Raw genomic sequence first — 14,284 nt, 5'->3', positions numbered from 1 at the left:
AAATTGATTAAAAAATATTAATTTCGTTAAATTGTCTTTTTATTATACGGAAACAATGCTCAATTATGAACTGATTTCGTGGCTAACATGCTAACAATTCTGTTTTTAAAATTTAAATTTTGATGTGATTTTCTTTCTATTTTAAGTGTAATTTAGGATAGGGCTGATAAATTGAAAATCGAGGTGAACAACATAATAATTTGCACAAATCCTCTCTTTCTTAAAAAATAATTGCTTGTAGTTATTTAGTAACTGAATATTTGTTTTACAAATGAACCAAGCAAGGCACTTAAAGAAATAAAATAGAAATTAGGGTTTTAATATAAATTTAGTGGCTATTAACAACCAAAGCAATTTACAATGATTGATAATTCTGTAGTATTAACAGAGATACGCAATTTTACTCGCAACATTATTTTTTTTTAAAGCCCTACAAATCAACATTTTATATTTTATTTTAAAAATATGCAAGTAGAAATGAGTATCAGAAAAGGGATTATATTTTCTGAAAATTAGTGTAAACAAAAAAAAATCCAGTTGAAAAACTGGATTTTTGATAGCAGAAAGAAGAAAAATTAAAAATTTAACAGCCAAGAATATAAATTATCTTCACTATCTAAATTAAGTTTTTTTCTAAGCCTATATTTTTTTGATTCAATAGATCTAACACTTGAATTAGTAAATCGGGCAATATCTTTAGCAGTATAATTCAATCTAAAATAAGCTAAAATTTCAATATCACTTAAAGTTAAATCAGGATATGTATTTGTTAGTTTGTTAATGTGTTCTGAAAAAACATCTCTAAACCTTTCTAAAAATAACTTATTGTCTTTTTCAGCTATACTTTTTAGTTCTAAAATAGCGTCAATTGATATAATATCTTTCGAATTTGGATTACTTGTTGCTACTTCGTAATCGTTTTTTAAATCTAAGATTTCCAAATTATTTTTATCTTTAGTAGATTGACTTTTTTTAGACATTATTCTATAGTAGACTAAGAAAATTCCAAAACTAAGAATGGAAAAAATAATGATATAATAATACTTAGTAGTGAAATGTTTAGTTTCTTCTTTTTTTACTGGAATTTCATTTTTAAGAATATTTTCTAAAGCCTTTCCTTTAGATTTATCAATTTCTAAAGAATTACTTATAGAATTTACTAATAGTTTATTTGCTTTTTTTTCTTCACCAAGTTTTAATAACAATTCACTATACTCATTATTAATTATGTTTAAAAAGATTTTATTTCCTGATGCTTCTGCATATTTAATAGCTTCTTCGTAGTACTTAGCAGATAATTCAAATTCACTAATAAAATTGTGAACCTTTCCTAAATCCTTGTAAATCACAGCTTTGATTGTATTGCTTTTTGTTCTTAAAGCTATTTCTTCAGCATATTTTAAATGATTAATTGCAACCTGATGATTTTCATTTAAACCATACATATATTCTTGTGCAAAAGTTAATTCTGCATATGCTAAAACAATATCTCTAGCGAGATGTTCTTTAGAAATCAATTTAGCTTGTTTTAGCATCATTCCTCTAAAATAGAATATAGAATCCTTAGGGAAACTTTCTTGAACACCGTGTGCCATAAAAATAACATATAGATTTGCTTTGGCAATATGTTTGTCATCTTTATTTTCAATTTTATCAGCAATTTTTAAACCTTCAAAAATTGTAGTTTTTGATTTGTCAATTACACCAGAATAATTATATATTTTAGCTTTAGTCGCCATAAAAGAGGCAAGACTTTTATAATCCTCCTCATTTTTAGCTAATTCAATGCCACTTGCTATGAATTTTGACGCTTCATCAAGATTGCCACTATTAAACATTACAACTGTATAGATTTTTGAAGCAATAATCATACCTTGTTTGTAATTTTCTTTTTTACTTTGTTCGTAAAGGCATAGTGATCTCTTATCTAAGTTTTTTAGGTTTTCAATACCTTCCCTATAAAAATCTAATTCAAGTTTGTCGATTTCTTTTTCTAAGCTAAATTCTTGATTTGGCTGAGAAAAAACAAAAACACTAAAGAAAAACAGAAGTAAGAATAAGTTGTCTTTTTTCATATAAATCATAAATGTTTTGAGGGATACTTTGTTAGTTTATTAAAATTAATGAAAAAATCGAAACAAAATAGTTAAAAATTAAATTTTTAAATTTCCTAATTCAACTTACTTAAAGTATTAATTTGCTCATAATAGCATTTACAGAAATTAGCAATCAAAAAAATAAATTTTTACCTCGCTTGTACCTCCGCCCTTTGAATCCTTTAAGTAATTAACTCCACACTTTCTCTATTAGGAAGTAGAAAACAAGAATATAAAATGTCATATTAATACATTAAAATTGATTTTTTTCATTCCTCCTCATCCAAATTATCTTCATTAAAATCGTCAAAAAAATCATCAAAATTAATTGGATCGTTATAAGCATTTGGATCGGGCGGAATAGCTCCCGGCGGGTTAAAGAGTTCCCACTCATCCCAATAATGATTGTTTTTATCAAATCCGGCAACCCAATTGATAAATAGGTTTCTAAATTCGTCTATTTCTTTTCGGATTAGGGTAACAAAATCTTTGTCTTTAAAATTTTTATGAAAGCGAAGGCTCCCCACTTGCACATATAAATGCATGGCATAATCACGAATAATAGCTGCATTTTGCATGCGAATGGTGTATTCATCGCCACCTTCGGCTCCGGCTATTTTGGCACAAATGATGGCAATATCATCTCGCATCATGTATTTTGTGTGGCTTAAAAAATCATCTTCTTCCGGAATGGTTTCTAACAATCCGTTTATCATTTTTAGAATATCTTCTGCTTTTTGATAAATTGGTAAGGCATTTAATTTGTCTAATCTGCTCATAGTTGTGTCGGTTTTCTAAATTTACATCTTATAAATACAAAAAAATCATACATTTTGTAAAAACTATTACAAAAGTAGAAAAGTTTCAAAAACACTGATTGTTATATTTGTATTACATTTTAACATTAACTGTTATATTTGTAACACTTATCGGCGAATACACCTACATTGTCGACGAAAAGCATAAAGTCGAATTTTTATTTAACATTTTATTATATTTTTTTATTTAAAATTCTGTTAAAAATGGTTACGTTTGCAGTACCCAAATTACTAAAAACTTGACAACTCTTTACAAAAAAGAGCATAGCTATGCTCATGAATTATATTATACTATCCTAAAGATTTCTTCTTTACGACTGTTTATCAATTACTTAAACTCATCATGCTTTGCATCCTTTGGTCTCATTGACTTAAAGGGTTCTTTTTTTATTCATTCTATTCAAACAACGCCGTTTACGAAAACGTTATACATAAATAATTTACAATTGTTAAAACAACTAAAAATTGCTTTTAAAGATGGTTAATGAACAAGATTTATTTGCTCAAAAAGCGTTGTTGATTATAGAAATGAATTGATTAAACAGCTCATAAAGTTATCACAACTAACTGAATTACAGAGACAAAACGAATTAATAGAGTTAATTTTGCACCGAATTTAAAAAGCCTCCAAAGCTCAACTAAAAACTTAAAATACAAATAGAATGAATACCTACGCTTCAAACAGTTTGGTTTCGAAGGTTAAAATAAATCCAAAACTCGGTGGTTTACTGATTTATGTTTTGGTCTTGTGTTTTGGTTTGTTTATTTCCTATTTAAGATCTGAAATTATCATAAAAAATAGGCAAAATGAAATGAGTAGTTTGCTTTCTATTGCTCAAAAAAATATTCAGCAATCATTAAATAATTCTTATACAGCTAATTTAACGTTGGCCTTAACGATTGACCGCGAAAATAAACCTCGCAATTTTGAAAAAGTTGCCGAAGAAATAATAAAACAAAACCCAACTATCGATTTGGTTCAGCTGGTCCCCAATGGAATTATAACCCATGTATATCCGCTCAAAGGCAATGAAAGCGTTGTTGGTTTTAATATTTTAGACACCACTATCAATCCAATTATTCGCAGTGAAGCTTTAAAAGCGATTAGCAAACGAAAAATGTTTTTTGCCGGTCCAATCGAATTAAAGCAAGGCGGAATTGGTATTATTGGTCGTCTTCCAATTTTTAATAATAATGAATTTTGGGGATTTTCGGCGGTTGTAATTCGGATAGAAAGCTTAATTAAGGCGTCAGGAATTGAACAAATTCAATCAAAACAATACTCTTTCCAATTATCTAAATATAACCACGCTACAAAAAAAGAAGAATTCTTTTTTGAAAATAAAACAGAAATTAAAGACACTAATTTTAAAGTTGTCAATATCAATGATGAAGATTGGAAACTCTATATTATTGATAAGAAAAAAAACCAACTTTTAGCAGAATTACTTCCTTCACTCCTACTTGCATTTTTGTTATCAATTGTTTCCGGTTTATTTGCTTATTTTATTTTAAAACGACCGGCACAACTTATCCGATTAGTTAATTTGCAAGCAAAGGAAATCATTAAAACCGAAAGTCTCTTTAAAACTATTTTTGACAAAGCTGCTGTTGGTATAGCCAAAATTTGTGTGCAACAACAACAATTTGATACGGTTAACGACCATTTTGCAAACATGTTAGGGTATTCTGCAAAAGAATTAAAAACCAAAACATTAACGGAAATTACTCAGGAATGCGATAATATTCTAGTTCAAGAAAAAGAACAACTTTTAAAATCAGGAGAAATTGAGGATTATACCATCGAAATCAGATTGCGAGCCAAAGATAATCGTGAAATTTGGGTAAACTTAATTGTTTCTACCGTTTCCTCTTCTGTAAACATTGCAATAATTGAAGACATTACTGAAAAGAAAAAAGGTGAAAATCAAATTATAGAAAGTAATAAACGTTTAAAAAGTTTGTTTGACGATTCACCTATTCCGCTATGGGAAGAAGATTTTTCGGAAGTAAAAAATTACCTTATTTCTATTGATTTAATTGGTAAAACCAAAAAGGAGATTGAAGAATATATCATCGAACATCCCGAAATAATTACAGAGTGCGTTAAACGGATTCGAATTATCAATATGAACCAGCGATGTCTCACTCTTCATGAAGCCGAAAACAAAGCTGAATTGATTGATAATTTTCAATCCATGCTAACAGATGAATCATTACAAACCGTAAAAAAACAAATTGTTGTAATTTGCAAAAACAAATCTTCTTTTGAAACCACAACTAAAGTTAAAACGCAAAAAGGAACTGAAAAATATATTCATCTGCAATGGAATGTAATTTCCGGTTATGAAGAATCGCTGGAACGTGTAATTATTACAACCGAAGATATAAGCGAACGAGTTATAGCATTGAGCAAATTAGAAGAGTCTGAGAAAAAACTCAACGAACTCATTAATTCTATTGATGGAATTGTGTGGGAATTTAATCAAGAAAATGGAAAATTCAGTTTTATTAGTGATAAAGTTGAAACCATTTTAGGCTATTCTAAAGAAGATATTATGCTTCATAATTCATTTTGGGAAGAACATATTGCTCCAGAAGATCAAACAGCTGTTTTAACACATATTAAATCTCTGAATAGTAAAAACAACTATTTAGATCTTGAATACCGCATGATTTCTGCCAAAGGACAAACTATTTGGGTGAGAGGAATTATCAACTACCTTAAAAACAAAAGAACAAAGAAAAAACTAATTAGAGGTGTTATAATAGATATTACGCAAGCCAAACAAATTGAAACCAATCTTTATCAATCATTAGATATTGTAACAGAACAAAACCGACGCATTTTTAATTTTTCGCATATCGTATCACACAATTTGCGATCGCATACAAGCAACATCCAATCCATTATCAACTTATTGGAAATAACGCAAAAACCAAAAGATCGTGAAGAACTTTTAGACATGCTTAAAGTTGTTTCAAGTGACTTGGATGATTCTGTTCATCACTTAAACGAAATAACAAGTATTTATACAAACATAAACATAGAGAAGCAAAAAATTCAGCTTAAACTGGCGGTTGAAAGTGTACTTTCTAACTTAGATAACATCATCACTTTAAGAAAAGCAAAAATTAAAAACCTTCTCGTCAATAATTTAGTTATTCATCATAATAAACTGTATCTTGATAATATTATAATGAATTTCATGATTTATATTTTGAAGAATAAAGATTTAAAAACAATTCCAAACATCGAAATTGCATCTTATTTAGAAAATAATTATGTTGTATTAGAAATAAAAGATTTAGGAAACGGTTTAAATATTGACAGAAATAGTGATAAAATTTTCAGTCTCTTTCAATCACCGGAAAATGATACAGATATAAACCATGGTTTTGGACTATTTATAGCAAAATCTCAGATTGAAGCCTTGAATGGAAAAGTGCAAGTAGAAAGTTCAAAAAATGAAACTATTTTTAAAATTTATTTCAAATGAAAAAATCAGTTTTAATTATTGATAACGATCCAATATACCGAACGATTTCGCATAAAATCATTGAAAAACTTGATTTGGCAGAAACGATTTATGTAGAGAAAAATGGCTATACGGCCATTCAATTTTTAACCAATATGTTAGAAAATAACTCTTCATTGCCCCAAATTATTTTATTGGATATTGAGATGCCTGTAATGAATGGTTGGGAATTTATGGATGAATACTGCAAGTTTGAAAATACTTTGCTTTCCGGAATTGAAATTTACATCGTAAGTTCATCAATTTCTCAAATAGATAAAGACAAAGCGAACACCTATTCTGAAATTAAAGGCTTTATCTCTAAACCGTTGACTATTGAAACATTGAAAAGTATTTTAGCATAAGTACAATTCAACTACTATTTTCTTTCATTCATTCTGATTATTCCTTAGTTGGTCATTTTCTGTTTTCAATCTTGCTGTTAGCACAATAATTTTGCTTTAGAAATTAATCCTAAAAACAGAATAAGATGAAAAGAGAACTAGTATTTTTAAGATCCTTTGCAACGGCCTCAGCTTGTATTGTAGTATTCCTATCCTTTATGGCGTTCAACCAAACCGGAAACCAACGGTTTAATGAAATTGATGTAGAACGCATTAACATTATTGAACCGGACGGAACTGTAAAAATGATTATCACCAATGTGGGTCGGTTTCCAAATGGAAAAGATACCATCAACAATCGTCCAACAAACGTAAACCGTAAAAAACGTTCCGGAATGCTCTTTTTTAATGAAGACGGCATTGAATGTGGTGGATTTATTTATGACGGACAGAAAAAAGGGAATGGTCATAGCTCAGGCTTATCACTCACGTATGATCAGTATGATGGCGATCAAGTGATGCAATTGCTCACACAAGATTATACCGAAGGTGAAAAACGCAGAGTAACCAGTAGTTTGGTTTTTAACGACCGGCCGGCCAAGGAAACACAACAAAGAAATCATGAAATTAGTATGGAAATTGAAGCTTTACGTCAAAAAAACCCTGCTGAAGCTCAAAAAAAGCTACAAGAATATGAAGCTCAAGGGCTAATTGGAGGAGCACCACGAATCATGCTCGGTCAATCGAGAAGTCAAAACAATGGTTTATTTCTTTTTGATGATAAAGGAATGCCTAAAGCCATGTTTTATGTTGACAAAGAGAACAAAGCTAAACTTGATTTTTTTGATGATAAAGGAACGGTTATCGCTTCTTTTCCTGATAATTCCTCCAAATAATTTCTCGCCTAAAATAGTCCTATATCACTTATAGGACTATTTTTGTATTTTCAGAAACTGATTTTATGAAAAACCTTCTCAATAAACTAAAACAACATCGCTATTTTTTACTATTCATTTTGTTGTTTGCCTATGTTCATTCTATACAAATTCGGCTTTGGGTTCGGGGAGAATTTAGTTGGTATATATTAACACCAGAAGCTGCCGTTGGAACACTTATCAATGCTTGCTTTTTGTTTTTTATATTGACTTTTTTACTGAAAAAATGGCAAAAGGAAACAGAATTTCGTTTGAAGGAAACCTTTAAAATTTTTGGTTTTTCGTTGATACTATACTTACTCTTTCTAAACCTCTTAAGTTTTCTTATTGCAGCTGTTTTTAATACTGTTGAAAAAAATTTCAACTCAACCACACTAATTTATAGCTTTTTGTCAAATTTGATGGATGCTTTTATATACGGTAGTTTCTTTTTAGCTTATCATTATTATCAAAGAAATAAATTTAATCAGGAAAAAATTTCACATTATAATCAAGCTCTTTCTGAAAGCAAGATTAATCAACTTAAAACACAACTTAATCCTCATTTTTTGTTTAATAACCTCAATGTGTTAGATCAATTAATTGAAGAAGATAAACAGCAAGCTTCCGATTTTTTAAATGAATTTGCCGAAATTTATCGTTATGTTCTAACATCTACAGACCAACGAGTGGTTGCTGTTGAAGAAGAAATTTTATTTGCCGAACGTTATTTTAAACTAATGCAACACAAATATGGAGAAGTTTACCAATTAAAAATCATTAAAACTGAAAACCCAAAAGGTTTTATTGTTCCGCTAACACTGCAGCTTCTTTTGGAAAATGCAATTCAACACAATTTAGGAACATCAAATAATCCTATTATAATAAACATAAAAATTGATGATTTAGTAACGGTTTCTAACAACATCAACGAAAAAAGAAATCCAAAAACAACTTCAGGAAAAGCACTTAGAAATCTAAAAGAACAATATCATTTGCTTTCAAACAAAAAAATTGAGATCAAAAGGACCAATGAATTGTTTTCAGTAATTTTACCCATCATTCAAACCATCAAAAATGATTAACGTAGTTATTGTAGAAGATGAAGCTCCAGCTAGAAGAAAGCTCAATCGCTTTTTAGACGAAGTAACTGAAAAAGTTAACATTATTGCTGAATTAACAACGGTTGAAGAAGCAATTATTTTTTTTAAAACATCGCCTAAAATTGATTTAATTCTGTCGGATATTGAATTATTAGATGGAAATGCTTTTGCCATTTATGAAGAAGTAAATATCATTTGTCCAATAATTTTTACCACAGCTTATAACCAATTTTTGATGGATGCTTTTGAAAGTAATGGCATCGATTATTTATTGAAACCGTTTTCATCAGATCGTTTCAAAAAAGCATGGGATAAGTTTCTTCTACTTCGCAATTCTAAACAAGAACAAACAGAACTCACCTCAACCATTAACAAACTTATTTCTTCCTTTCAAACAAGCGATAAAAGTTTTAAAAAGAGATTTGCAGTAAATACTTCAAAAGTTACTTATTTTATTGAAACTACACAAATTCAATATTTTAAAGCAGAGGATGGAGTTGTAATTGCTGTTGATAGAGAAAATAAAAGCCATTTATTAACTGTCTCCACACTAAAAGAAATTGAAAATCAACTTGATCCTGAACATTTTTTCAGGATTAACCGAAGTGAAATTGTACACAAATTATTTATTGATAGTATTGAGCGATATAACAAAAACACGTTGGCAATAAAGTTACAATTTCAAAAAAATCATCTTATTACCAGTCAAAGTACTACTGCTTCATTCCGAAATTGGATTGAACAATAGATAGTATTAACTTTACACTTTTAGTTTTCATTCAATAAAAAAACGGATACATGAAAAAATTACTTTTTTGCTTCTTTATACTAATTTTTTTTCCGTCAAGCGGACAATCTTATAAAATCACCTACGAAAAATGGAGCAACGGATCCAAAATTGAAAACCAAGATCCAATTTTAGTTTTTACCAATTCATCTTTAACATTGGTAACTTCGGTGGGAATTTTTTCAGGTAAAAATGATTTTCCTTTAGAACAAACTTATATTGATAGAGGTAAACAAAGCATCATTCAATCGGCTCAATTCAATCAAAACAAATTCATTGCTACAAAAGATTCATTAGCTTTAGGAAAACAAACGTTAGAATTGCTCAATGAAACCAAAACCATTTTAGGTTATAAATGTCAAAAAGCAAAGACTATCATCAACTCTAACACTATTGAATTATGGTATACTAAAGATCTGAACATACAAGGTGCTCCCACCGTTTTGGGTCAGAATTTAGGATTGGTTTTAGAAATGAATCGCAACGACAACTTTGTTATTACCGCAACCAAAATTGAAAAACTAAAAAAGTTTCCTTCTGGAATTACACTTCCAAAAGCAAATTTTTCAGACGGATTAACCTATCGTGACTTACTTTGGAAAAGCCGTTTTATTACACTTTCTGTTTTTGAAAACGAAACTATCAACTTTTCAGATCAATCGAAATCAAATGATAGTATTTTGCGATTTGCCAATGGAACAGTGATTTTACGAAAAATGAAATTTCCAACAATTAAAAACGGAAGTCCAATTTTTGTCGAATTAAAAACGAATTCTACGGGAGATGCTTATGATCGAACCGGTTCATTATTTGTAATTCCTGCAAATGCTGAAAATACATTTTTTAATGGTTTAAAAAATGGTATCAACACTTTGCCCATTTATCAAAACGGAAATGGAAAAACCTATCAAGGTGTTGTTTTAAAAGATGATTATCAGCCATTAACAGAGTTAATGCGATTTTTTACGCCTTTTGGAATTAAACAGTACAATCATATTTCATTAAAAGATAAAACATGGTATAACGAAGTTCCGTATCGTCAAGACATTTCTGAATTACAACCTGTTTTGAGCGGACAAGAAATGTGGGTTGGAGCTTTTATTGGTAATTATGATCAAGGCGGTCACAGCGTTTCTGCCGAAATTACAATTCATCCACAAGAAAACGAAAGTAAAAAAAAGACTTTTGCTTTACCTCTTTTTAATACTACAAATGTAATGGAAATGGGCCGACAAGAATATGCTACCATGTTCTCCAATGAAAAAGGGTTGGAAGTGACTTTTACACTGGATAAAACAATCAAAAACGCACAACTTCGCTACATTACCACAGGGCATGGCGGCTGGGAAAACGGCGATGAATTTGTGCCTAAAAAAAATAGCATCTACTTAAACGAGCAACTAGCTTTTTCTTTTATCCCTTGGCGACAAGATTGCGGTTCGTACAGGTTGTTTAATCCGGCTTCGGGTAATTTTGACAATGGTTTATCGTCATCTGATTACAGTCGCTCCAATTGGTGTCCGGGTACGGTAACAAATCCAATGTTAATTGATTTGGGTGATTTATCAGCAGGTAAACACACACTTCGCGTTCAAATTCCTCAAGGATTGCCGGAAGGTGGCAGTTTTAGTGCTTGGAATGTTTCTGGGATATTGTTGGGGGAATTGGAAGAGTAAACATGTTTGTATATCAATTTTATTTTTTAATTTACGTAAACTCTATCTTTTCAAAAATTGAAATTATTTAATTTAATAGTTTATTTTTGAGTTTTTAAATAATTCATAAAATGAAGAAATTATACTTTATAATATGCCTAACAATCAGTTTTATAAGTCAAGCTCAAGTTGTGAATTTTCCTGATGATAATTTGAAATCAATATTATTGAGTGCCAATAATAGCAATCATATGGCATATGATTTAAGTAATAATGTAACATCGATAGATTTAAATAATAATGGAGAAATTGAATTAGAAGAAGCTCAACAGATTGCTGTTTTATATTTGTCTTGTGAATATTGTGATGAAAATTTAAAAATAAATTCTGTTGAAGGAATTGAGTACTTTTCTAACTTAAGACATTTAGATGTAAGTTTTAATTCAATTACTACAATTAATTCTTTACCTACAAGTTTAGGAGTTCTAACTATCGATTACAATTTATTGAATTCATTAAATATTGAAAATCTTACTAATTTAGGTTATTTATCATGTAGTTTCAATCCTCTAAATTCATTAATTATTCCAAACAGTATTCAAAACTTGAACTGTTTTGAAAATAATTTAACCATTTTAGATCTTTCAAATGCTTCTCAATTATATGAACTCAGCACTGGTAATAACAATATCAGTTCACTTGATTTATCAAATTCGCACATATTATTTCGAATAGATATTTCAAACACACCTTTAACAAATATATCTATTAATAGCAATCATTTGCGATTTCTTTATATAAATGATACTAATTTAGAAGATTTAAATTTAACTCAAACTGAAGATCTTTGGCAAATTTATTTAACCAACAATAATTTATCTACCTTATTATTACCTGAGGCAAATAATATTATGGAATTATATGTTCAAAACAATAACTTAACCAATCTTGATTTATCTACTTTATATTCGTTAAGAGTGTTTCATTGTCAAAACAATAACTTGGTTTCACTTGATTTTTCAAATTCTACTAACTTATATAATTTGAATTGTTCAAACAATTTAAATTTAAATTATCTAAATATAAAAAATGGCTCAAATAACGTATTTAGTAGCTATAATCATTTATTCAATATTCAAAACAATACAAACCTAACTTACCTTTGTGTTGATGAAGATGAAGAAAGTATTGCTACTACTTATTTAGATATTTATTCCATCCAAAATTGTAATGTTGGAACCTATTGTAATTTCAATCTTGGAGGAGAGTATTTTACAGTCAATGGTGAAACAAAATTTGATTTTAATATAAATGGTTGTGATTCTTCTGATGAAAATTTTCCACACCTAAATTTATCAATTTCTGATGAAAATAACTCAGGAACATTTATCTCAAATAATAACGGAGAATATTTTTTTCCACTTCAAGAAGGTAGTTATACTATTACGCCTATTTTAGAAAATCCAACCTATTTTACTATAAATCCAGCAAGTTTTATCGTTGATTTTCCAACACAAACAAGTCCTTTATCTCAAGATTTTTGTATTACTCCAAATGGTATTCATCATGATGTAGAGGTTGTTTTTATTCCTACAACACCTGCTCGTCCGGGTTTTGATGCTCATTACAAAATTTTTTATAAGAATAAGGGGAATCAAGTAGAAAATGGATCTGTATTATTAACTTACTATCAAAATCTTGAATTAGATTTAGTTTCATCAAATCCTATTTTTTCAGTTCAAACAGATAATACATTAGAATGGAGTTTCACCAATTTACAACCCAATGAAGTCAGATTAATTGATGTTGTATTTAACTTAAATAGTCCGACAGAAGTTCCGGCAGTGAATATTGGAGATATGCTAATCTACAAAGCAACGATAACACCATTTTCTACAGACGAACATCCATTTGATAATTCTTCTGGTTTACAGCAAATTGTTGTGGGTTCTTATGATCCAAATGATAAAACTTGTATAGAAGGAACTATTGTTAATGTAGATGTGATTGGTCAATACGTTCATTATGTTATTCGGTTTGAAAATACCGGAAATTATCACGCAGAAAACATAGTGATAAAAGACATGATTGATTTAGCAAAATTTGATAGTACCTCCTTAATTCCTTTGCATTCAAGTCACGATTTTTTCACCAGAATTAGTGGAAATAAAGTTGAGTTTATTTTTGAAGGAATCAATTTACCGTTTGATGATGCTACTAATGATGGCTTTATAGTTTTTAAAATTAAAACTAAATCAGATTTAGAAGTTGGTGATTCTTTTAGTAATGAGGTCAACATTTATTTTGATTATAATTTTCCAATTACTACTAATACTTTTACAACCACTATTCAGATTTTAAGCATAAAAGACTTTGATTTTGGAACATATTTCACTTTACATCCTAATCCTGTGAAAGATGTTTTGAATTTACATTCTAAGAACACTATTTCTATTCACTCTATTGAAATCTACAACCAATTGGGACAAATAGTTTTAGCCATTCCAAATGATGTTTCAAAAATAGATGTATCAAGATTACGAACAGGAAATTACTTTGTAAAAGTGAATACGAATTTAGGAACTTCAAATACTAGATTTATTAAAGAATAAACAGATTCCAATTATTCTAACATAAGATTATAATGAGGATTTTACAGGTTAAACTTCTCATTTTCAAATTATTCAGATTCAAAAATAACTAAAACAAAAATTATTTTTAAACATGAAAAAACCCTAAACATCTTGAATAGGGTTCTTGTTGATAAAAGACCACAGGTACTTAGTCTTTTACCTTAAATACTTTGGTTAAAATATCATCCATCAAACACCATTTTGTTAACGATGATTGTAGCAAATTGGCTCCCACAAATGCAGTGAACCATAACCAATTGATGTTTAAATAAATGGCTAATAAAATGCTGGTGAGGATAAATGTTCCTGCTATACCGCGTACGATTCTGTTTTTCATTTTTTTAAGGTTCTAAGGTTCTGAGGCTCTAAAGTTCTGAGGTTTTGGATGCTAAATTTATAACTTAGTTCCTTTGTTC

10 protein-coding genes are annotated in these 14,284 nt (G+C 29.2%); 7 read left to right on the top strand and 3 right to left on the bottom strand.

Annotation, left to right across the window (positions count from 1 at the left end; genetic code table 11):
• Positions 1–575: 575 nt before the first annotated feature.
• Positions 576–2,075: a helix-turn-helix transcriptional regulator gene (locus M0M57_RS11235; protein WP_248433123.1), complete on the bottom strand. Its 1,500-nt coding sequence runs from the start codon at positions 2,073–2,075 to the stop codon at positions 576–578.
• Positions 2,076–2,365: 290 nt separating this feature from the next.
• Positions 2,366–2,875, bottom strand: coding sequence for a hypothetical protein (locus M0M57_RS11230; protein ID WP_248433122.1), 510 nt, complete (start codon positions 2,873–2,875; stop codon positions 2,366–2,368).
• A gap of 701 nt (positions 2,876–3,576) precedes the next feature.
• Between M0M57_RS11230 and M0M57_RS11225 the strand changes: the two genes are divergently transcribed.
• From M0M57_RS11225 to M0M57_RS11195, 7 genes are all read left to right on the top strand, one after another.
• On the top strand, positions 3,577–6,414 hold the full coding sequence (locus tag M0M57_RS11225) for a PAS domain S-box protein (RefSeq protein ID WP_248433121.1): 2,838 nt from the start codon (positions 3,577–3,579) through the stop codon (positions 6,412–6,414).
• Positions 6,411–6,797: a response regulator gene (locus M0M57_RS11220; RefSeq protein ID WP_248433120.1), complete on the top strand. Its 387-nt coding sequence runs from the start codon at positions 6,411–6,413 to the stop codon at positions 6,795–6,797. The genes M0M57_RS11225 and M0M57_RS11220 overlap by 4 nt, the downstream gene beginning before the upstream one ends.
• A 125-nt stretch (positions 6,798–6,922) precedes the next feature.
• Positions 6,923–7,672 (top strand): hypothetical protein, encoded by a 750-nt coding sequence (locus M0M57_RS11215; RefSeq protein ID WP_248433119.1) that lies wholly within the window; start codon positions 6,923–6,925, stop codon positions 7,670–7,672.
• A 65-nt stretch (positions 7,673–7,737) separates the two neighbouring features.
• Entirely contained in the window at positions 7,738–8,775 is a 1,038-nt protein-coding gene (locus tag M0M57_RS11210; protein WP_248433118.1) for a sensor histidine kinase, read from the top strand.
• Positions 8,768–9,541 carry a LytR/AlgR family response regulator transcription factor gene (locus tag M0M57_RS11205; RefSeq protein ID WP_248433117.1) on the top strand — a complete coding sequence of 258 codons (774 nt, stop codon included), beginning with the start codon at positions 8,768–8,770 and terminating at the stop codon, positions 9,539–9,541. Before M0M57_RS11210 ends, M0M57_RS11205 begins: the two co-directional genes overlap by 8 nt.
• A gap of 50 nt (positions 9,542–9,591) precedes the next feature.
• A complete protein-coding gene (locus M0M57_RS11200; RefSeq protein WP_248433116.1) occupies positions 9,592–11,256 on the top strand; it encodes a GLPGLI family protein in 1,665 nt (554 codons plus the stop codon).
• Between the two features lie 110 nt (positions 11,257–11,366).
• Entirely contained in the window at positions 11,367–13,847 is a 2,481-nt protein-coding gene (locus tag M0M57_RS11195) for a DUF7619 domain-containing protein (RefSeq protein ID WP_248433115.1), read from the top strand.
• A gap of 169 nt (positions 13,848–14,016) precedes the next feature.
• Here M0M57_RS11195 and M0M57_RS11190 read toward each other — a convergent pair whose 3' ends face one another.
• Complete coding sequence (locus tag M0M57_RS11190) at positions 14,017–14,205, bottom strand: YgaP family membrane protein (protein WP_248433114.1); 189 nt, start codon at positions 14,203–14,205, stop codon at positions 14,017–14,019.
• Positions 14,206–14,284: the final 79 nt, after the last annotated feature.

This window comes from Flavobacterium azooxidireducens (assembly GCF_023195775.1).
GTDB classification, from domain to species: domain Bacteria; phylum Bacteroidota; class Bacteroidia; order Flavobacteriales; family Flavobacteriaceae; genus Flavobacterium; species Flavobacterium azooxidireducens.
Note: the sequence above shows the minus strand (reverse complement) of the source record. Positions and strands in the feature narration are given on the sequence as shown.